This window comes from Erwinia sorbitola (assembly GCF_009738185.1).
Classification (GTDB): domain Bacteria; phylum Pseudomonadota; class Gammaproteobacteria; order Enterobacterales; family Enterobacteriaceae; genus Erwinia; species Erwinia sorbitola.
The window spans coordinates 1,980,146-2,000,744 of sequence record NZ_CP046509.1 but is presented as its reverse complement, the minus strand read 5'-3'; the positions used below and the strand labels follow the sequence as shown (position 1 = coordinate 2,000,744).

Genomic DNA, 20,599 nt, shown 5'->3' with positions numbered 1-20,599 from the left:
TAGTTTTAACTGACAATACACGCATCCGGCCGCCGTGAGTCGGCGCTGAATCTGAGGAGAGTTTAATGACTTTGCAACAGGAAATTATCAAAGCACTGGGCGTAAAACCCACGATCGATCCCCGTGAAGAAGTACGCACCAGCGTCGAGTTTCTTAAGTCATACCTGAAAACCTATCCGTTTCTGAAAACACTGGTGCTGGGGATCAGCGGCGGGCAGGACTCTACGCTGGCCGGTAAACTATGCCAGACCGCCATCAACGAACTGCGCGAAGAAAGCGGTGATAACAGTTACCAGTTTATTGCCGTTCGTCTGCCGCACGGCGTGCAGGCTGATGAGCAGGATTGCCAGGATGCAATTACCTTTATCCAGCCCGACCGCGTGCTGACTGTTAATATCAAGGCTGCCGTACAGGCCAGCGAGCAGGCGCTGCGTGATGCAGGTATCACCCTGTCTGACTTTATCCGTGGTAACGAGAAAGCGCGTGAGCGAATGAAAGCTCAGTACAGTATCGCTGGCATGACCTCTGGCGTGGTGGTGGGCACCGATCATGCGGCCGAAGCTGTCACCGGATTTTTCACCAAATACGGCGATGGTGGAACCGATATCAATCCGCTGTTCCGTCTGAATAAGGGCCAGGGGAAACAGCTACTGAAAGCGCTGGGATGCCCGGAGCATCTCTATCTCAAGCAGCCAACGGCGGATCTTGAAGACGATCGTCCCGGCCTTCAGGATGAAGTGGCGCTGGGTGTGACCTATGAAATGATTGATCGCTATTTACAGGGTGAAAGCATTGATGCTGATGCGGCGAAAACCATTGAAAACTGGTATCTGAAAACCGAGCATAAACGTCGTCCACCGATCACTGTTTTCGACGATTTCTGGAAAAAGTAAACTCAGGGGGCGAAGCGCAACTGGTGCTTCGTCCCTGCACATCTCCTGCTATACTGTATGCCTGACCAGTAAACGGAGGTGTGAGTGACAAGAAAAGCAGCCAGCCATCGCCTGGAATTCGAGGCTGAGGCGATCTATCAGTATCCTGAACAGCTACGACCATGGCTTGCCAGCCTGCCTAACCTTCCCGGTGTCTATATCTTTCACGGTGAGAGTGAAACTCTGCCGCTCTATATTGGCAAAAGCGTCAATATCCGCAGCCGGGTGCTGTCTCATCTGCGCACTCCCGCTGAAGCAAAAATGCTCTACCAGGCGCGGCGTATCAGCTTTATTCCTACCGCCGGAGAGATGGGTGCCCTGCTGCTGGAAGCGCAGATGATCAAACTACAACAGCCGCTATTCAATAAACGCCTGCGCAAAAATCGTCAGCTTTGCTCGCTGCTGATCCGCAACAACCGGCCCGAAGTCGTGTATGCCAAAGAAGTCGACTTCTCCCATACGCCCAATCTGTTCGGTTTGTACGCTCATCGCCGCGCTGCACTGGCCACGCTGGAAAAAATTGCCGATGAACAGCGCCTCTGTTATGGATTGCTGGGCCTTGAGCCACTCAGCAAGGGACGAGCCTGCTTTCGCTTTGGCCTGCGCCGCTGTGCCGGGGCCTGCTGCGGTCAGGAGCCTGTAGAAGATCATCAGCAGCGGTTGCTGACGGCCCTGGAGGCTGTGCAGCTTCAGTGCTGGCCGTGGCCTGGTGCAGTGGCGGTAGTTGAAGAAGGCGTTATGCAGAAGCAGATACATGTGATTAATAACTGGCTGTATCTGGGGTCAGTCAGCGAACTTGAAGATGCGGTAACGCTATGCAGCACACCGCCAGGATTTGACAGCGACGGCTACAAAATCCTTTGCCGGCCGCTGCTCTCGGGCAAACTGCCGGTGATCCCCCTGCCCGTCGCCACGCCATAAACAAAACCGCCGACGCTGACCACCGCCTTTCAGGCAAGATGGGCAACGTCGGCGGTCTCCTATCTGATTCAGCGACTTTTAATCGTCCGCAGCAGGCATTTTACCTTCATGCTGAGGTTTTTCTGTCAGACGCTTCTCAAAATTCTGATTAAACTGCTTCTTCTGTTCTGGAGTCAGCACGTTGTACAGTTTGTTCTGAGTCTGCATCATCAGCAGTGCACGCGCTTTGCCGTTTTCCGCCATTTTAGCGGCCTGCGCTTCTGCTTTAGCGCTGTCAAAGGTATCTGAAGCAATAATACTGTGCATAGCTTTACGCTCTTCCAGCGACGGACGCTGCATCTCTTTATGCGCATCTTTGCGGATAGTGCGCATTTGCTGTTTCTGCGCGTCAGTCAGATTCAGTTCGTTAAACATGTTATGCATACCACCATGATGAAGGCCTTTATGCATCATTGGTTTTTCAGCACCCGCTGGAGATGGCGTCAATGTATCTGCTGCGGCATGAACAATACCAGCAGAGCCGAGGGCCAGTGTAGCGGCAACAACGAAAGAAGTTAATTTACGCATTATATTTTCCTTGTATTTCAGTCTGTGGCAATTCAGTTGTCGTGATGACGAAAGCAAGTCTACGATGCTGAATGTCAAGTACTCAGAGCCAAAGTAAAGCCGTGAAAGCATAAAAGACATTTTGACGCCAATCATGGAGAAAATAAGAAGGATCAGGTAAGGAATTGAAATAAAATATGTTTACGAAGTGATTTATGCAGGAATTATGGAGAAGTGTAATACAGGTGAAAAAGAATCGAAAGGGTAAAGTGAGGAGGCCTGCACTTTTCCTGGAGGTGATCAGACGGGAACCAATATGTTGCAACTAATGGTAATTTTGATTAACTGTATTAAAATTCAGGAGGTAACCCAGGATGCCCACACAGTTCGCCACAAAAAAACAATAGACATCAAGATACTGATAAATAACAATAAAATATTTTAATGAAATATTTTGTTTCACTTGTTTACTTTGAGATGACATAAGTTTACCTTTAGATTAAATCCGCTCGATGCCTTAAGCATAAAAATGGATTCTCACACGGTTCTATTTTCGCGTCAGTACAGGATATTAATTCAATGATGAATAACATCAGGGTTGATGTGGCACTCTTCTGTCAGATTTCAAAATATTCTTTACTCACTCTTCTCTTGAGCGGTATTCCATTTATCTGTGCAGCATGGCATCCAATTGATATTAAGGATGAGCGCGTGCTACTGGAACCGCCCGTTGTTTATGTTAAAGGCGACACGCTTTACTATGACGGGAAAATTGATGATAACGCTGACGCCACCGTTAATAAGTTACTTATAGCTCATCAGATAAAAACCTTATCGATTAATAGCATTGGCGGCTCTATTGCTCCAGCGATGAATATCGGTCTTGCTATTCACCAGAGAAAAATAAACATTGAAATACGCAGTGTCTGCGCTTCAGCCTGCGCTAATTACATATTCCCAGCGGGTATAAAGAAAAAAATAAATCCTGACTCTTACCTGTTATGGCACGGTAGCGCACACAGCCCTAAAGCTGAATTCACTATCGACTACACGAATGAAAAAATCACCAGACAACAGTTTTTTTCAGCGCCAGAATTTCTGGCTTTAAAAAAAATGGAGAGTGATTTTTATCGCACCATTGGAGTGGAATATAAAATAGGATTTTGCCCGCAGCTCCTTAGAAATTATCACCAACGGTTTCCAGAAAAATGGTTCTCATATTCTAAGGAAGACCTGGAAGCATTTGGTGTGAACAATATTTTTTATTCTGAAGGCCAGGAAAAATGGCTTCAGTCAATGAAAAAAAACGGTGTTATTTTCGCTAACCATTGTAGATAGGAATTATAATATGCGCGAACTCTCCACACAGGAAATGAATGTTGTAGCTGGCGGTTTTTCAATTGGCAGCTGTTCATTTGGCGGTAGCTACAGCCACACAGAAAATGGTAAAGGAGGCAGCACAACCTCTTACAGTCTCCATGGGGGCTGTGGTGTAAACGTACCGGATTCAGCTACATCTAAAGGCGGAAAAGGCAGCACAGGGAAAAGCGGCAGCTCAAAATCTTCCAGTTCGCAGCGCGGCGGCGGTAAAAACCGCTAATTTCGCTTGCTTAACAGGCCTCCGCAAGGAGGCCCTATTAATGCTCACCCCCTGACGCCTGTCATGTCATCGTATTGTAATTTAGTCGGCCAGAACATCATGTCTCTCTACAGGAAGGAAGCTTTACATCAGCGCGATAATGCATGGATCGGGAAAGCCCTGTTGACATCAGGCTTACCTCTGTGGCTAACCGCCTCCTTCACCCTGCTTTTTTTTATCTGTTTTATCACCATAATTTTATTTGGCAGCTACAGCCGCAGGATTAATGTCAGCGGCGAATTAGTGTCTATCCCGCATACCATTACTATTTCCTCCTCCCAGCAGGGTTTTATTATCCAGCGTAAAGTGTCAGCGGGGGAGCGTGTGATTGCCGGCCAGCCGCTGTATGCAATCAACGTCAGCCGCTCTACCACTTTCGGTGTGGTTGGTCAGCGGCAGCATCAGGATATTGAGAGCCAGATCCAGACAACAGATAAAATTATCGCCAGAACTCTGGAGAATAAACGCGTGACGCTGGAAGCCCTCTCGCGGCAAAAAGCCCATTATCAGCAAGCGCTGGATCATGCCAATATCATCATAAAAGAGGCGCAAAAAGGATTGGGCGTAATGAAAACCAATATGGAGAATTATCAACATTATCGTCAAAAGGGATTAATCAATAACGATCAGCTCACTAATCAGAGCACGGTCTATTATCAGCAGCAAAACGATCTGCTGACCCTCACTGCGCAAAACGAACAGAATACCTTGCAGATACTGATGCTGGAGGGCAGTTTACGCACCCAGTCAACGGATTTTGATAATGAAATTCTGAAATTAGGTATTCAGAAACATGAACTACAACGCCAGTTAACTGATATTGATGCAGCAGATACCGTTATTGTCACCTCACCGGTCGCCGGACGAGTTGATTCTGTCAGCGTTACGGATGGGCAAATGGTAAGTGGCGGGGACAGTTTACTGCAGATTATTCCAGGGAATGTTTCATCTTATGAGCTGGTGCTCTGGGTACCGGATAGCGCAATCCCCTGGCTCCGCCAGGGTGAAAAAATTAATATTCGTTACGATGCCTACCCATCAGAGAAGTTTGGCCAGTTTCCGGGCACTATCAGCGGAATATCGCTGACGCCTGCCTCCGCGCAGGAGATGGCTAGCTACCCGGCAGCCCCGCGGCCCGATCCCGGCAGTCCGCACACCTGGTACAAAGTTCTGGTGCGCCCGGATATATCCGGCTTCCACTGGCAGGGGCAGCAGCTATTGCCCGAGAACGGTATGAAAGCCACCTGCACGCTATTCCTCGAAGAACGTAAACTTTATCAGTGGCTACTGTCGCCGCTATACCAAATCAGAGAGAGTGCGGGAGGCCAGGTCAATGGCAAGTGAGACACTGAGTTTTCTGCGGGAGCAGCTTAACTTCTCCGGGCGCAGACGCGTACCGGTCATCCTGCAAACGGAAGCCACCGAATGTGGCTTAGCCTGCCTGGCAATGATGGCGGGCTGGCACGGACTTCATACCGATATTCTGTCTCTGCGCGCGCGTTTTGGTGTTTCGTCCCGGGGAGCAACGCTGGGTACGCTGCAGGCCGCAGCAGGAGAGATCGGGCTATCATGCCGGGCGCTGTCGCTGGAGATAGACGAGGTCACCCAGCTAAATCTGCCCTGCATTATCCACTGGAATTTCAGCCACTTTGTGGTGTTGGTCAAAATCACGCGTGATAAATTTGTTATCCACGATCCCGCAGCGGGAAAGCGCATCATCAGCCGCAAAACCTTTTCCGACGCCTTTACCGGTGTGGCGCTGGAAATGTGGCCAGCAAAAATCTTTACGCCCGGACGCTCAACGCACAGGCTTAAATTTTATCAGCTCTTTGGCAATATTCAGGGCTTTGGTAAAGCGTTAGTCAAGATTACCCTGTTCTCACTGATGATTGAATTTATCAGCCTGCTGCTGCCGGTCGGCACTCAGGTGGTGATGGATCACGTTATTCCGGCGGCGGATTACAGTCTGCTCTCGCTGGTCTGCTTATCTCTGTTCAGCCTGGTCTTTTTACAGGCGATACTCAGCATGGTGCGTGCCTGGTCACTGATGGTGGTTGATACGTTAACGGATATTCAGTGGAAGGATGGCTTAATCAGGCACATGCTGCGTCTGCCGCTGGAGTGGTTCGAGAAACGCAGGATCGGCGATATTCAGTCGCGCTTTGACTCTCTGGACGTGTTACGCAACAGCTTTATTCACGATATTACCGGCAGCATCATTGACAGCATTATGGTCGTGGGTGCGCTGATCCTGCTGATTGCTTACGGCGGCTATCTGACGACCATCGTTCTCGCCTTTACCGCCGTATATGCAGCACTGAGGCTGGCAACTTTTGCCCGTTATCGCCAGCTGAATGAGGAGCAGATTATCAAGAGTGCCGTCGCCGACTCCCATTTTACCGAAACACTGTACGGCATCGCTACTCTGCGCGCTCAGGGGCTGGTGAACAACCGCAGCAACAACTGGCTGACACTGCGTATTAATGCTGCCAATGCAGGCATCAGCCAGCGCAGATTTGATATTATTTTCAACACCATCAGCACCTTTACCAGCGCCTGCGATAACGTGATGATTTTATGGCTGGGGATCCACGCGATTATGGGAAACAGCATGACTATCGGTGCATTTGTAGCCTTCACAACGTTCCGCGAACTGTTTACCGACCGCGTGCTCGGCATTACCGATATGCTGCTCAGGCTACGTATGCTTTCACTGCATAATGACCGCATCTCAGATATCGCCCTTTCAGAGCCTGAACCCTGCATCAGCGATAAGCGCTTCTTTACGCCGGGTACAGCACTCTCATTAAGCGTCAACAGTGTGACTTTTCGCTACGATGCGCAATCCCCTCCGATCCTGTCGGCATTTAACCTTCAGGTGGCAGCCGGAGAAAGTCTTGCTATCACCGGCCCATCGGGGTGTGGGAAAAGCACCCTGATGAAAATCATGTGCGGGCTGACTCCCCCAGGAGAGGGGAATATCAGCGTTAATGAGCATGATATCAGTGCGATCGGATTAAATAACTACCGCCAGTCTATCGCCTGTATTTTACAGGATGACCGCCTGTTCGCCGGATCTTTACGCGATAATCTGACCGGATTCAACGCGGAGAAAGATGAAGAGTGGATGCAGGCTTGTGCCAGGGTCAGCCATATCCATGAGGACATCATGACCTTACCGATGGGGTATGAGACGCTGATCGGAGAGTTGGGAGAAGGACTGTCCGGCGGCCAGCGCCAGAGAATTTTCATTGCCCGCGCCCTTTATCGCCGCCCGGGTATTTTATTTATGGATGAAGCCACCAGCCATTTGGATGAAGAAAACGAAGCCGCCATCAACCACGCTATTGCTGCGCTTGCCATCACCCGCATTATCATTGCTCACCGCCCTTCAACCATTGCCTCAGCACAACGTGTGGTTTATCTCGGCAAGTTGTCCTCAGCAATAAACGGATAACCGTAACATGCAGAGAAAAGGCGGCAGGCATTCTGCTACTACAACGAGGAGCCCAGAGCTTCGTTATGGGCGGTATCTTCCACCAGCATCAGCCCGGCACGCAGTCCGGTGGCAACCGACGGGTTGGGAAACAGCACAAATTCCTGCGCCTGCTGCACGTAATAGCGCTTATCGCCATCCTCGGCCAGCAACACTCCCTGAGGGAAAGCGGTAAAATTCAGGGTCTCCGCGCTCATGTGCAGCACAAAGCGATCGGAAAGACGGGTAATCTGCTGTGACACGCGATAACGGCGCGGCGGCGCGGCGACTTCAGGCAGCGTTCCACCGCTGATCAGCGCCTTCAGTGCCTGCTCTGAAGCACTAAACTGGCTGAGATCGTTGTCACCAAACGGCAGAGCTTTACCCAGCTCCAGCGTACAGCTTGCGGCCTGGAAATGCTGGCTGCTGTAGTGTGTAAAGGTGCCACCCGGTGCACGGTGGAACACCAGCGCTTCCAGCCCGGCAGCGCCAAGCCAGTCAATAAATGTTTCCGGCCAGGGCGTTTCACGCAGCGGCATTACGCCAAAACGGGTGTGATACGAATCGCGGATAGCGGTATGCATATCAATATGCCAGCGCACTTCTTCATACTCGCCTGCCTGCCAGAAGTTCTCCATCGCCTGCTCCAGACGCCAGGCGCGACGGGCTTCGGGGCAATCTTCATACTGCTGCCAGCGGCCTCCAAACATACGATTCATATCGCCGTGCAGATAGCGTTTATTCTGGCGCAGCGCCGCCGGGTTGCCGTAGATTACCAGCAGGCGGGTTAGCAGCGGCTTTTCGCCGCGCAAAAGTGGGCCGATAATCTCTTCAAGAATCTCAACCGGTGCCGTTTCATTGCCATGGATACCCGCCGAGACTACCAGCGCCATTGACACCGTTTCATGCGGGGTTAGCTCAAGAATGCCCACGTCAATCCAGCGCCAGTTCAGATGCTCATTGCGGCCATCCGGTTGCGCAGGGCTGTGCCCGTTGAGGGTTAATGTGAGGAAATCCTGCATCTATACTCCTTTAAATCAATCGCCGTTCAGCCCTGACAGGCCGGAGAAACCCTCCGGCCCTGCGATCATCGCTTTACTGCTGAAAACGGTAAACATTGCCCAAGTTTAGCAGCTTAGTCAGGTCATCGAGTGCTTCGCGTCCTTCGCGCAGCAAATGAGGGTCTGCGAGATCGGCCTGTGACAGCCTGTCCCGATAGTGGCGCTCCACCCAGCCGTTCAGTGTAGCAAATAACCGCTCGTTCATCATCACTGACGGGTTAACCGCCGCCTGTTGCTGCTCGTTCAGCACCACGCGCAGGCGCAGACAGGCCGGCCCGCCGCCGTTACACATACTCTCACGCAGATCGAACACTTTCAGTTCATCTATGACGCCACCGCTGGCCGCCAGCTCCGTCAGGTACGACCAGACCCCCGCATGACGGCGCGCCTCTTCAGGTAGCACCAGCAGCATTTTGCCGTCGTCCTTGCTCAACAGCTGACTGTTAAACAGATAGGTTGCCACTGCATCCGCCACGCTGACACGATCGTCAGGCACTTCGATGGGAATAAAGCCTGGCACTTTCTCCGCCAGTTCAGCCAGCAGCTGCGGCTGATGCAAGAAAGCCTGCTGATGGCAAAACAGCGCCTGCTGATTACTGACCGCGATGACATCGTTGTGAAACACGCCCTGGTCGATAACCGCCGGGTTCTGCTGGGCGAAAACCGTTCGTGCCGCATCAAGCTGATGCAGGCGGCTTACCGCTTCGCTGGCTTCGCGCGTCTGGCGTGCCGGGTAACGGGTCGGAGCCACTCCCCCCCCCAGTTCAGCCCGGCCATAAACAAACATCTGTACCCCGGCATCACCGTAGTTTTGGCTGAAACGGTTATGGTTTGCCGCCCCTTCATCCCCAAACATCGCTACCTGCGGCAGTGCATCATGGACGCTGAAATGCTGTGGATCGCGAAAAATTGCCCGCAGCAGCGCCCCGGTGGTAGGTGCCTCCATGGCGCGGTGGAATTTATTGTTCAGGTTCGCCACGGTCAGGTGCACCCGTCCGTCAGCACTGTCGGCAGACGGTGATACCGTGGCAGCATTTGCCACCCACATTGCGGACGCTGAACTGGCGGCAGAGAGCAGCGCCGGGTTCTGCTTCGCCGCCTGTGCCAGCACCTGCTCGTCGCTGCCGCTAAAACCAATCTGACGCAGCGCCTCAATATTCGGCCGCTCATGAGGCGGGATAACACCCTGAGCAAAACCCATATCCGCCAGCGCTTTCATCTTCATCAGACCCTGCAGTGCCGCCAGCTTTGGGTTAGAAACCTGATGCTGATAACGCGTTGACGCTTCATTACCAAATGACAGGCCGGCGTAATGGTGAGTCAGACCGGGTAAACCGTCAAAATTAACTTCGCGTGCGCTCATGGCGTCTCTCCCTGTGCACTAAAATCGAGGCCCGGTGACAGGCTGGCAGGCAGCGTCAATTCTGCCGTCTCCAGCGATGCCATTGGCCATGCGCAATAATCGGCTGCATACCAGGCGCTGGCACGATGATTCCCTGATGCACCAATACCACCAAATGGCGCCGTACTCGCGGCCCCGGTCAGCGGCTTATTCCAGTTAACGATTCCGGCACGTGCCTCGATCAGCAGACGTTCGAATTTCTCGCGCTGCGGTGAAATCAGCCCGCATGCCAGGCCATAACGGGTGTTATTGGCAATACGGATCGCTCGGTCAAAATCGTCATAGCGGATGACCGTCAGCAGCGGACCAAATACCTCTTCATCAGGAAGATTTTGCAGACCGGTTACATCAATAATGCCCGGCGTCAGAATCGCGCTGGCGCGCTGCGGCCACTCCATTGCCAGCAGCACTTTACCGCCAGCATCGATACGCGCCTGCCACTCGCTGAAAATTTTCTCTGCCGCCTGAACAGAAATTACGCTGCCCATAAACGGCTGCGGTTCGTCGTTCCAGCGGCCGGTACGGATCTTGCCTGCCACCGCCACCAGACGCTCAAGGAAAGCATCCCCGGCGGCACCGCGTTTTACCAGCAGACGGCGCGCACAGGTACAGCGCTGCCCGGCACTGATAAAGGCTGACTGAATGGCGATATGTACAGCGGCATCAATATCATCGGGATCTTCAACGATCAGCGGGTTGTTGCCGCCCATCTCCAGTGCCAGCATTTTTTCCGGCTGCCCGGCAAGCTGACGATGCAGCTGATAACCCGTCGCGGCGCTGCCGGTAAACAGCACGCCATCCACCTGGGGTTCCTGCGCCAGCGCCTGCCCGGTATCACGCCCCCCCTGCACCAGATTAAGCACGCCACCCGGCAGCCCGGCGCTTAACCACAGCTTTACCGTCAGCTCGGCGGTCATCGGCGTCAGTTCGCTGGGTTTAAACACCACGGAGTTACCCGCCAGCAGTGCCGGAACAATATGACCATTCGGCAAATGTCCAGGGAAGTTATACGGCCCAAACACCGCCATCACCCCGTGTGGGCGGTGGCGCAGCGAGCTTTCACCTTCCGCATGCTCCCCGGTACGGGCATGCCAGGCGCGCAGCGAAATCGCCACTTTATTGATCATCGCCTGCACTTCTGTCAGGGTTTCCCAGCGCGGCTTACCGGTTTCACGCGCAATGGTTTCGCTCAGTTCAACCCTGTTTTTTTCCAGCAGCGCAGCAAATTTTTCCGCAATCGCCTGGCGCTCAGAGAACGGGCGGCGTGCCCAGGCAGGAAACGCAGCGCGCGCTGCTTCACAGGCTGAAGTCACCTGCGCGGCCGTCGCGGCCTTACCCTGCCATAACAGTTCACCGTCTACCGGATCGGTTTTACTGAAATTATCGCCACCGCCGGTCAGCCACTGACCATTAATAGAGTGCGTCATGCTTTTTTCTCCTCACGACAAAGTGTCACCACCCGCAGGTTATCACCCGACTGGCAGCCTAAAATTTCTGCCTGGGCAGCAGTGACACGGATTGTGTCGCTCTGCGGATCGGCGGGCAGCAGCATCACGCGGAACTGCTGGTAATTTTCATTCGCCACCAGGCACAGCGGCAGCTGCTCGTCCTGTTCGGTACTGATGGTCACGGCGATCAGGCGGCTTTTACGGATGGCGCGTACCCGGTCGATATCACACTCCAGCGTCGGCCCGCCGTCGAAAATATCGACATAATTCTGGAAATGAAAACCTTCGGCTTCCAGCACAGCGCGCGCCGGAGCGGTATGAGGATGCACCTGACCAATCACCGCTTTTGCCTCATCCGACAGATAGTCGATATACAGAGGATGCTTTGGCATCAGTTCGGCAATAAAAGCCTTCTGTCCGGTGCCGCACAGGTAGTCAGCATCGGAAAATGACATTGAAAAGAAACGGCTACCCACGCTGTCCCAGAAGGGCGAACGGCCCTCTTCATCAATCACGCCGCGCATTTCTGCCACGACCTTCTGCATAAAGTGCTGGCGAAAACCGGCCATAAACAGAAAGCGTGATTTCGATAACAGGTAGCCATTTTTGCCGTTGCGGTACTCAGGATCGAGAAACAGCGTACACAGCTCGCTGCTGCCGGTATGGTCATTGCTTAATGACAGCGTAGGCAGCATGTTGTAGACGTTTAACTCTTTAGAGGCGTGCACCTGGGTGCCAACGCGGAAGTTGTACCAAGGGTCTTGCAGGCCGACCGCCACTTCGATAGCGCAGATGCCGACTGCCTGTTGGCTCTCACTGTCTGCCAGTACAAATACGTATCCCTGTTCTGCACGCGGCAGCTTACCCTGCCAGGTCAAAAGCGAACGTTCGATACGCGCTGACAGCGTGTCACTGTCAGCAGGAAGCGAGGTCAGCCCCCCGCCGGTTTTCCCGGCGAGGTGCATTAACTGCGCCAGATCGTCTCGTTCAACGGGACGAATATACATCATACGCTGGCCCCTTCAGTGACGGCGCGGCAGGCACGTTCAAAGCGCAGCAGCCCCTCCTCAACTTCCTGTCGGGTGATAATCAGGGAAGGCGCAAAACGCACCACGCTGGCGCCGGCGATTAACACCATCAGCCCTTCCTGTGCTGCGGCCAGGTTGATCTGCTTCGCCTTTCCGCTGAAGTCCTGATTCAGCACGCAGCCAATCAACAGGCCCAGCCCACGGATTTCACTGAACAGTTGCAGCCGCTGATTGATGGCATTTAACCCTTCAACAAACCACTGATGGCGTTCAGCCACGCCCGCCAGCACTTCCGGACGGTTAATCAGCTCCATCACTTTGCCGCCCACCGCACCTGCCAGGGGATTACCGCCGTAGGTAGTACCGTGGCTGCCGACATTAAGATGTGCCGCCAGAGTTTCGGTCGTCAGCATGGCCCCCATCGGGAAGCCACCGCCCAGCGCTTTGGCAGTGGTCAGCACATCCGGCGTCACGCCGTAATGCATGTAGGCATACAGGGAACCGCTGCGGCCTACGCCAGTCTGCACTTCATCGAAGATCAACAGTGCGCCATGCTTATCGCACAGTTCACGCAGCCCGCGCAGGAAAGCCGGTTCAGCCGGTACCACGCCGCCCTCGCCCTGAACAGGCTCCACAATTACCGCACAGGTCTGGTCATTAATTAACGCCGCAGCAGAAGTCAGGTCGTTAAACACCGCGTGATGAATCCCCTGCGGCAACGGGGCAAAATCTTTTGAATAGGCAGGCTGCCCGCCCGCTGAAACGGTAAACAGCGTACGGCCGTGAAATGCATTCTTAAACGCCACGATTTCGTTTTTATGCTGATGACCATTATCCATCGCCACCTTACGTGCCAGCTTCAGCGCCGCTTCGTTAGCTTCTGCGCCGGAGTTACAGAAGAATGCTCTGTCCGCAAATGTGGCATCAACCAGCTGTTTTGCCAGGCGCAGGATCGGTTCATTGGTGTAGCCATTTCCGGTATGCCACAACAGTGCGGCCTGCTGCTGTAAGGCGAGTTGCAGATCGGGATGTGCATGACCGAGAGCATTAACCGCGATACCGCCGGCAAAGTCGATATATGACTTCCCTTCCTGATCCCACAGCGTCGAACCTTCCGCCTTCACCGGTACAAAGCTGGCTGGCGCATAGGTGGGAACAATCCATTGATCAAAGTTTTCACGGGTAACTGACGGTTGCATGGCGGCCTCGTTTTACAGGTTCCCTGCCTTTGGCAGAGTGAATTAAAAGTTTAAATAATGTTAATGAAATGATTCATTGCAGCTCTAATGTAGATTGCACGAGGCGTGCCATCCAGCGAAAAAAATGCATAAACCGAAGGCAACCACCAAATATCAACAAGTTACACAAGATCGCTATTCATTGTTAATGCATAAAAAGTGAATAACAATCTGAACAACGCGCCTTTACAGCACAATAAAAAGCAGAATTATGCAGTGGTAAAATAAAATATCGGATTTGTGATCGAAGCCGGAATTTGGTTTTAAAAATAGTCAGTTAACGCCCTGGAATGAACCGTTTGCACCAGAAAGGAGCGCCAGAAGAGTGCAAAAGCAGGACAAGACATGCCCCACTGCGGGGGGAGGGAGAAGAAGGCGTAGAGGTCAGACATGCCTGACCCGGCGGTACAGGTTACCCAGCTTCCACAGGCCGGAGCGACTGCCGGCCTGTGGTCACTTAACCCGGTTCAGGTCAACCGATAGCGGCAATCTGGTCGCGGAGTATCCGGCAGATCCTCTTCCAGATTCATCTCACGTAGATTAATTTCAATCGTGGTACACATTGCATCCAGCGGCAGATGGTTATTAGCAAAGCCAAACGGCAACTCCAGCTCTTCCGCCAGGGTATCGAGCGACAGGAAGGTATAGGCAATAAACACCGACACCAGCGGCGTCATATAATGTAAATCAGGCACCAGCGCAAACGGCAGCAGCGTACAGAAAAGATAGACGGTTCTGTGCAGCAGCAGGCCATAAGCAAACGGTACTGGCATACTGGCCAGCCGTTCACAGCCGCCCAGCACCTGCGACAGCTGATTAATATTGCTGTCCATATGCATATAGAGAATGTCAGAAAGATTACCGCGTCGGCGCTGTTCAGCCAGCCATTGCGACAGTTGCAGTTCAATAAAGTTAGTGGGCGAGCGGCGTTTCAGCACTTCATCCGCTTCATCCCCCAGATAACGACGCAAATCCTGGTGGGCGTCGCTGTGACGCAGCTGGTGCTTAAGGCTGTAGCAAAAAGCCAGCAGCAGCGCCATCACACGCGGCGCATCCGCAGGTGAAATCGCCAGCGCGAGGCGTTGCAGCGTACGGCAGGCTATCAACAGATTCCCCCAGAACATACGCGCTTCAATAAAACGGCTGAAACAGACGCTGTTACGAAAACCGAGGAATACCGCAATCGACACCCCCAGCAGACTGAAGGGCGCGAGAGTCAGCTTAATACCCAGGGTTTCATACCAGTCGAGACAAAAAATAGCGATCAGGGACATCAGCAGATTGAGCGTTAAGCGGAACCAGATTCCGGGTAATACCGAACCGTGCCAGGCAAACAGGCGTACAAACCAGTGACTATTAGGACGGATGATCATGATGTGCAGATGAGTGGGATTTTTCGCAGATTGTGCAGAAAATTTCCGCCGCTGAGAAGTGGTATTTTGTGACTTTAGTCACATATATTTTCAGGCGGCGTATTGACAAAAATCATGAATTCAGCAAATAGCAGAATACCCTGTTTTCAGGGGGCCATCAGGTTGAAACTGCCGTTATCCGGGGCCTGCAGCGTCACCGGAGGGGCCAGCTTCAGGGTGATCCAGTTAGAGGTTACCCGCTGCTGCTTGCTGTCTTCCAGCGTTACCGAAAGATGATATTCGTTGCTGGCACCCGGACTGCTGTCCCAGGGCGGAATAATAATACTCCAGCCCTGAACGCTGGCATTATCCGCAGGAGGTGTCAGACTCAGCGACTGCGTATCCCCCTGCCAGCTGACCGCTTTAACAGGATTGCTGTTGCGTACCTGCAACTTCAGCGCCAGGGTTTCACCCGGCTGTACCTGCCAGGGAGGGGTGGCAAGGAACACTGACAGCGTTTTACGCTGACGGAACTCCATCACCGGGGAGTTGTTGCGGTTAACCTGATCGTAACGGCTGCCCCGCAAAGACTGCGCCTCGGCAACGTTGCTGGAAGAGAGCTGCTGGCTCAGAGCCACGCCAATGCGGTAATTCATTTTTAGCGCGAACTGATCCTGCGACTCCCCGCCGTCCCCCTCTTTATGACTGGCTGAGAGGGTAAACAGCGGCACCGGGGTATAGTTTACGCCCAGCGAAACTGCCGTGGGGTTTTCCGTGGCATTACCGCTGTTAAACAGATCAATATGGTTGCCCAGATACTGCTCATAGCTGAGTGTCACGCCCAGCTGGCGATAAAAAGGCAGATAGCCCCGGGTGGTAATGTCATAGCCCCGCGCCATCCGCTGCTGTGAGGCGCTGTTGTGGTTGCGCCAGCCCGAAAGCGGATGGTAATAGTTTGCCGAAAAACGCAGATACTCCCCCCAGGCCTCAGCGCCCAGTGAGCCACGCTGCTGATGTGATGTCAGCAGATCGTCAACAAACGCGTTGTAACCCACGCGCCAGCTCCCGGCGATCCAGCGCTGCCCCAGCCCGGCATTGCCGACCGTACCGTAGTCAGATTGCTCCACACCGATCTGGCTGAACGTCAGATACTGATAATTATCCTGCCATGGCGTCACCAGTTGAGCGGAAGTACCGGTAAAACTTCCGGCATCATCAACGGCCAGCGAAACGTTGGCCCGGCCATAAGGTGACAACAGCTGCTCACTTTCACTGGCTGCGCGCTGAGTGGCTGCATCCCGGAACTGATTAAAAGCCCAGACGCGAGCCTCTTCACGCAGGGACTTGTCGCTGTCGTTATTCATACTGGCTTCGCCGATGCTTTTTGCTGCGGTGGCAATTTTTTTCGCCAGTCCGTTGTCGCTCTCCACTATGCCAAGCCCGGGCAGCTGCTGCTGCATCTGAGCGAAGCGTGTGGGATCGTCAAATGGGGCATCGGGTACGCGCGCAGGCTGATCGAACGCCTGCGCAGCGTTAAGCGGCAGGCCGATCGCTGCCAGGAACAACACCAGAGATGGGGAGATAGATAAAAAACGACTAAATTGACTCATAACCTCAATGGCAATACTTTTTAACCGCATAAGTGTGAGTTTGTTCACAAAATCATACTAATCACCTTAGCACAGAATCGGTAACTGAGGCGAAAAACGGACGCCCCGCAGCCATCACAGCAGAGGTCAGCTCTCCCTCCTCACGGTATAAACTCACCACATCACCGACGATCAGCAGGCTCGGTGACTGCGGCTGCTGCTCCGCCACAGTCTGTGCCAGCTGATCCAGCCGGGTGATCAGGGTGCGCTGATCGACGCGGGTACCGCGCTCAATAATCGCCACCGGGGTTTGCGCATCACGTCCGGAGGCGATCAGTCGCTCACTTAACGCCGCACACCATGTCAGCCCCATATAGAACACCAGCGTCTGGCGGGCATCGCGCAGGCTCTGCCAGTCCAGCTCCGGCTTGCCATCACGGCCATGGCCGGTAATAAAACGAACCGACTGCGCCAGATCGCGATGGGTTAACGGAATACCGCTGGCCGCTGCGCAGCCCGTAGCGGCGGTAATTCCGGGGACGATATGGCAGGTTACTCCTGCCTGTTGCAGCCACACCATCTCTTCGCCACCACGGCCGAAGATAAAGGGATCGCCGCCCTTTAAGCGGATCACCTGATGTCCGGCCAGCGCCAGGTCTGCCAGCAGCTGGTTGATTTGCGACTGTTTCATGCCGTGGAAGCCTGGCGTTTTACCGACATCAATACCCAGCGACGCGGGCGGGATCAGCGCCAGAATTTCAGCGCTGACCAGCCGGTCATACACCACCACATCAGCCTGTTCAATCAGGCGCAGCGCACGAACCGTGAGCAGATCAACTGCCCCCGGCCCGGCCCCAACCAGCCATACCGCACCCGCCTGCTGCGAGGCCGTCCCCCGCAGCAGCAGTTTATCCAGTGAAGGTATTTTCGTCGCCATTATTCACTCCGGGCGAAGGTTGCACTCTCGGCTGGTATCAGCGGATTGGCCGCGACCCATACCTGCCCCTGCTCCACTTTCACCGGCCAGCTACGCTGGAACAGCGCCGGGTTATCCAGACTCTGACCGTTCCTGAGGCGGAAGCGCTGTTTGTACAGCGGTGAGATCACCATCGCTTCACCGCCGCTGTCGCCCAGTATCCCGCGTGACAGGACACAGGCTTCCGTTCCCGGCTCGCGATCGTCCAGCGCATAAACCTGATCCTCCAGGCGGAACAGTGCAATAGGCTGTACGCCGAGTCTTGCACCAATGCCTGCCTGCGGCGGGATTTCATCCAGCTGACACACTGCATTCCACTCTGACAGCGGCTGTGCCTCGTTAACAGAACGACGGAACAGCGCAAGGCGGTCAGGATTGGCAAGAGTGGTTTGCCATTCGCACTGATAGCTGTCAACCACGCGCTGCATATCGTCGGAGAGTTCAGCGGCAATCCCCAGCACATCGTCAATCACCACCTGGCGCAGATACTCCACCCCTCCTTCCAGATTATCCATCCACGTGCTGGTACGTTGCAGACGATCGGCGGTACGGATATAAAACATCAGCAGACGGTCGACGTAACGCACCAGCTGCTCATCATCCAGATCGCTGGCGAAGAGGTCGGCGTGACGCGGTTTCATCCCACCGTTACCGCACACATACAGGTTCCAGCCTTTATCGGTGGCAATGACACCGATGTCCTTACTCTGGGCTTCCGCACATTCGCGGGTACAGCCTGAAACTGCCATTTTGAATTTATGCGGTGTGCGCAGGCCTTTGTAGCGGTTCTCAAGACGGGCAGCGAATCCGGTTGAATCCTGTACGCCGTAACGACACCAGGTGGAACCCACGCAGGATTTCACCGTACGCAGCGATTTGCCGTAGGCATGACCGGTTTCAAACCCGGCCATCACCAGCGCCTGCCAGATTTCCGGCAGCTGCTCCAGCTGGGCACCAAACAGGTCAATACGCTGACCGCCGGTCACTTTGCAGTAAAGCTGATACTTCCTGGCGATTTCACCAATGGCAATTAACCCCTCGGCGCTGACCTCACCTGCCGGCATGCGCGGTACCACTGAGTAGGTGCCATCCTTCTGAATATTGGCAAAGTAACGATCGTTGGTATCCTGCAATGGCAGCAGAGCAGGGGTCAGCAAATAATCATTCCAGCAGGAGGCGAGCATCGACCCCACCAGCGGTTTACAGATTTCGCAGCCGCTCCCCTGGCCATGCTTCGCCAGCAGCTGTTCGAAGGTTCTGATATTGCCAACGCGGATCAGTGAGTAAAGCTCCTGACGCGACCATGCAAAGTGCTCACAGATATCCTTCTTAACTTCAACGCCGAGATCGGCCAGCTGGTACTCCATAACCTCTTTCACCAGCGCCGCGCACCCGCCGCAGCCGGTGGCCGCTTTGGTCGTCGCTTTCAGTGACGCCATATCGCTACAGCCAGCCTTCACCGCCGCGCAGATATCCCCTTTGGTAATGTTGTGACAGGAGCAAACCTGCGCACTGTCAGGTAATGCTGCCACGCCCAGCGCTTTCGATGGCTGCCCCGCGCTTTGCGGCAGGATCAGCGTTTCCGGTGCCTCCGGCAGTGCCATGCCGTTGAGCATCATCTGCAACAGCATATTATATTCGCTGCTGTCACCCACCAGCACCGCGCCCAGCAGGCTCTTACCATCTGCTGATACCACGATTTTTTTGTAAATCTCGCGCGGTTCATTGGTCCAGAAGTAACTCTGGCTGCCCGGCGTCAGGCCATGCGCATCGCCCATTGAGGCAACTTCCACCCCGAGGAGCTTCAGCTTCGTGCTCATATCCGCACCGACAAACGCCGCCTCTTCACCAGCCAGAGTAGAGGCCAGCACCCGAGCCATCTGATAACCCGGTGCCACCAGACCATACAGCTGCCCCTGCCAGGCGGCACATTCACCAATTGCCCAGATAGAGGGATCGGAAGTCTGGCAATGGTCGTCAATGGCGATACCGCCGCGTTCGCCCAGCGTCAGACCGGCATCAGCGGCCAGGCGATCGCGCGGACGGATACCGGCAGAGAACAGCACCAGATCCGTTTCTAACAGGCTGCCATCAGCAAAGTGTAATTGCAGGGTACCGTCGGGCTGCGGTTCAATACGCTGGCTGGCCTTCCCGGTGAGTACGCTGACACCCAGCGCCTCGATTTTACGCCGCAGCATCGCCGCACCGCCGTCATCTAACTGTACTGCCATCAGACGCGGGGAAAGCTCCACCACTGACGTCTCCAGGCCGAGGCGGGTCAGGGCGTTAGCCGCTTCAAGACCCAGCAGCCCACCGCCAATCACCACGCCGCGCTTTGACCCGGCAGCCCTGGCGGCCAGGGAATCCAGATCGTCGAGGGTACGATAAACAAAGCAGGATGAGTGTTCGCTGCCGGGGATCGGCGGAACAAACGCGCTGGAGCCACAGGCCAGCACCAGGCGGTCATACTGCTGGGCGCGACCATCGTTTTCCAGCACCTGACGCTGCTGACGATCGATAGCCACTATCTGACGACCGGTACGCAGCTCAATACCGTGCTGTTCGATAAACCCATCAGCGACCAGCGACAGCTCTGCGTGCCCCTTGCCTGCGAAATACTCCGACAGATGCACGCGGTCATAGGCTACATAGCGCTCTTCGCCGTAAACCACGATGTGATACTGCTGATGAAGCTGCCTGCTGACCAGCTGCTCCAGCAGATGCTGACCCACCATACCGTGCCCGACCACTACCAGCGTGGGTTTTTCATTATCGGGTAAGCCACCGTGTGCGGCAGCCGCTAAGTTATGTTTATCGCTCATCATCGATGCTTCCTGAAAAAAAATCATAAAAAAAGGCGTCCACCGTCATGCGTGATGCATGCGGTTGGACGCCTTTATCCAAAGCACTCGATCCCCCACCGTTGGCGGAACAAATGCGTTATGTTGTCTGTAAACTGCCTGAGAATAAATGCAAGCGGTGTGCCAACACG

The 20,599-nt window shown here is 54.2% G+C and carries 15 protein-coding genes and 1 pseudogene; 6 read left to right on the top strand and 10 right to left on the bottom strand.

Annotation, left to right across the window (positions count from 1 at the left end):
* Positions 1–65: 65 nt before the first annotated feature.
* Positions 66–893, top strand: coding sequence for an NAD(+) synthase (nadE, locus tag GN242_RS08940; protein WP_156287323.1), 828 nt, complete (start codon positions 66–68; stop codon positions 891–893).
* 84 nt (positions 894–977) lie between these two features.
* Entirely contained in the window at positions 978–1,853 is an 876-nt protein-coding gene (gene cho, locus GN242_RS08935; protein WP_156287322.1) for an excinuclease Cho, read from the top strand.
* Between the two features lie 78 nt (positions 1,854–1,931).
* Here the strand turns inward: cho and spy are convergent, their stop codons facing one another.
* Complete coding sequence (spy, locus tag GN242_RS08930; RefSeq protein ID WP_156287321.1) at positions 1,932–2,420, bottom strand: ATP-independent periplasmic protein-refolding chaperone Spy; 489 nt, start codon at positions 2,418–2,420, stop codon at positions 1,932–1,934.
* 558 nt (positions 2,421–2,978) lie between these two features.
* Between spy and GN242_RS08925 the strand changes: the two genes are divergently transcribed.
* From GN242_RS08925 to GN242_RS08910, 4 genes are all read left to right on the top strand, one after another.
* On the top strand, positions 2,979–3,737 hold the full coding sequence (locus tag GN242_RS08925) for a hypothetical protein (protein WP_156287320.1): 759 nt from the start codon (positions 2,979–2,981) through the stop codon (positions 3,735–3,737).
* A gap of 10 nt (positions 3,738–3,747) precedes the next feature.
* Positions 3,748–3,999, top strand: coding sequence for a hypothetical protein (locus GN242_RS08920; RefSeq protein ID WP_154751415.1), 252 nt, complete (start codon positions 3,748–3,750; stop codon positions 3,997–3,999).
* A gap of 282 nt (positions 4,000–4,281) precedes the next feature.
* Positions 4,282–5,382: an HlyD family secretion protein gene (locus GN242_RS08915; protein WP_231617147.1), complete on the top strand. Its 1,101-nt coding sequence runs from the start codon at positions 4,282–4,284 to the stop codon at positions 5,380–5,382.
* Positions 5,372–7,495 (top strand): peptidase domain-containing ABC transporter, encoded by a 2,124-nt coding sequence (locus GN242_RS08910; RefSeq protein WP_156287319.1) that lies wholly within the window; start codon positions 5,372–5,374, stop codon positions 7,493–7,495. The genes GN242_RS08915 and GN242_RS08910 overlap by 11 nt, the downstream gene beginning before the upstream one ends.
* A 38-nt stretch (positions 7,496–7,533) precedes the next feature.
* Here GN242_RS08910 and astE read toward each other — a convergent pair whose 3' ends face one another.
* The 9 genes and pseudogenes from astE to nirB form a co-directional block, all read right to left on the bottom strand.
* The gene (astE, locus tag GN242_RS08905; protein ID WP_156287318.1) at positions 7,534–8,535 is read right to left on the bottom strand and encodes a succinylglutamate desuccinylase; all 1,002 of its coding nucleotides are present in this window, start codon (positions 8,533–8,535) and stop codon (positions 7,534–7,536) included.
* 73 nt (positions 8,536–8,608) lie between these two features.
* Positions 8,609–9,937 carry an N-succinylarginine dihydrolase gene (astB, locus tag GN242_RS08900; RefSeq protein ID WP_154751419.1) on the bottom strand — a complete coding sequence of 443 codons (1,329 nt, stop codon included), beginning with the start codon at positions 9,935–9,937 and terminating at the stop codon, positions 8,609–8,611.
* Complete coding sequence (gene astD, locus GN242_RS08895; RefSeq protein WP_154751420.1) at positions 9,934–11,403, bottom strand: succinylglutamate-semialdehyde dehydrogenase; 1,470 nt, start codon at positions 11,401–11,403, stop codon at positions 9,934–9,936. Before astD ends, astB begins: the two co-directional genes overlap by 4 nt.
* Positions 11,400–12,434 (bottom strand): arginine N-succinyltransferase, encoded by a 1,035-nt coding sequence (astA, locus tag GN242_RS08890; RefSeq protein WP_156287317.1) that lies wholly within the window; start codon positions 12,432–12,434, stop codon positions 11,400–11,402. Before astA ends, astD begins: the two co-directional genes overlap by 4 nt.
* Positions 12,431–13,651 (bottom strand): bifunctional succinylornithine transaminase/acetylornithine transaminase, encoded by a 1,221-nt coding sequence (locus tag GN242_RS08885; protein ID WP_156287316.1) that lies wholly within the window; start codon positions 13,649–13,651, stop codon positions 12,431–12,433. Before GN242_RS08885 ends, astA begins: the two co-directional genes overlap by 4 nt.
* A 506-nt stretch (positions 13,652–14,157) precedes the next feature.
* Complete coding sequence (locus GN242_RS08880) at positions 14,158–15,063, bottom strand: bestrophin family protein (protein WP_156287315.1); 906 nt, start codon at positions 15,061–15,063, stop codon at positions 14,158–14,160.
* Positions 15,064–15,209: 146 nt separating this feature from the next.
* Complete coding sequence (locus GN242_RS08875) at positions 15,210–16,652, bottom strand: YchO/YchP family invasin (RefSeq protein ID WP_156287314.1); 1,443 nt, start codon at positions 16,650–16,652, stop codon at positions 15,210–15,212.
* 61 nt (positions 16,653–16,713) lie between these two features.
* Positions 16,714–17,568: a uroporphyrinogen-III C-methyltransferase gene (cobA, locus tag GN242_RS08870; protein WP_156287313.1), complete on the bottom strand. Its 855-nt coding sequence runs from the start codon at positions 17,566–17,568 to the stop codon at positions 16,714–16,716.
* A pseudogene (gene nirB / locus GN242_RS08865) lies at positions 17,568–20,384 on the bottom strand (nitrite reductase large subunit NirB); the annotation flags it as partial. The gene cobA and the pseudogene nirB, both read right to left, overlap by 1 nt.
* Positions 20,385–20,599 lie beyond the last annotated feature (215 nt).

What these genes read in the sequence shown, in the direction of transcription:
- astE (WP_156287318.1), bottom strand. Translation starts at nt 8,535, where the DNA reads ATGCAGGATTTCCTCACATTAACCCTCAACGGGCACAGCCCTGCGCAA.
- GN242_RS08920 (WP_154751415.1), top strand. Translation starts at nt 3,748, where the DNA reads ATGCGCGAACTCTCCACACAGGAAATGAATGTTGTAGCTGGCGGTTTT.
- GN242_RS08880 (WP_156287315.1), bottom strand. Translation starts at nt 15,063, where the DNA reads ATGATCATCCGTCCTAATAGTCACTGGTTTGTACGCCTGTTTGCCTGG.
- astA (WP_156287317.1), bottom strand. Translation starts at nt 12,434, where the DNA reads ATGATGTATATTCGTCCCGTTGAACGAGACGATCTGGCGCAGTTAATG.
- astB (WP_154751419.1), bottom strand. Translation starts at nt 9,937, where the DNA reads ATGAGCGCACGCGAAGTTAATTTTGACGGTTTACCCGGTCTGACTCAC.
- GN242_RS08875 (WP_156287314.1), bottom strand. Translation starts at nt 16,652, where the DNA reads ATGAGTCAATTTAGTCGTTTTTTATCTATCTCCCCATCTCTGGTGTTG.
- spy (WP_156287321.1), bottom strand. Translation starts at nt 2,420, where the DNA reads ATGCGTAAATTAACTTCTTTCGTTGTTGCCGCTACACTGGCCCTCGGC.
- cobA (WP_156287313.1), bottom strand. Translation starts at nt 17,568, where the DNA reads ATGGCGACGAAAATACCTTCACTGGATAAACTGCTGCTGCGGGGGACG.
- GN242_RS08910 (WP_156287319.1), top strand. Translation starts at nt 5,372, where the DNA reads ATGGCAAGTGAGACACTGAGTTTTCTGCGGGAGCAGCTTAACTTCTCC.
- astD (WP_154751420.1), bottom strand. Translation starts at nt 11,403, where the DNA reads ATGACGCACTCTATTAATGGTCAGTGGCTGACCGGCGGTGGCGATAAT.
- GN242_RS08885 (WP_156287316.1), bottom strand. Translation starts at nt 13,651, where the DNA reads ATGCAACCGTCAGTTACCCGTGAAAACTTTGATCAATGGATTGTTCCC.
- GN242_RS08925 (WP_156287320.1), top strand. Translation starts at nt 2,979, where the DNA reads ATGATGAATAACATCAGGGTTGATGTGGCACTCTTCTGTCAGATTTCA.
- nadE (WP_156287323.1), top strand. Translation starts at nt 66, where the DNA reads ATGACTTTGCAACAGGAAATTATCAAAGCACTGGGCGTAAAACCCACG.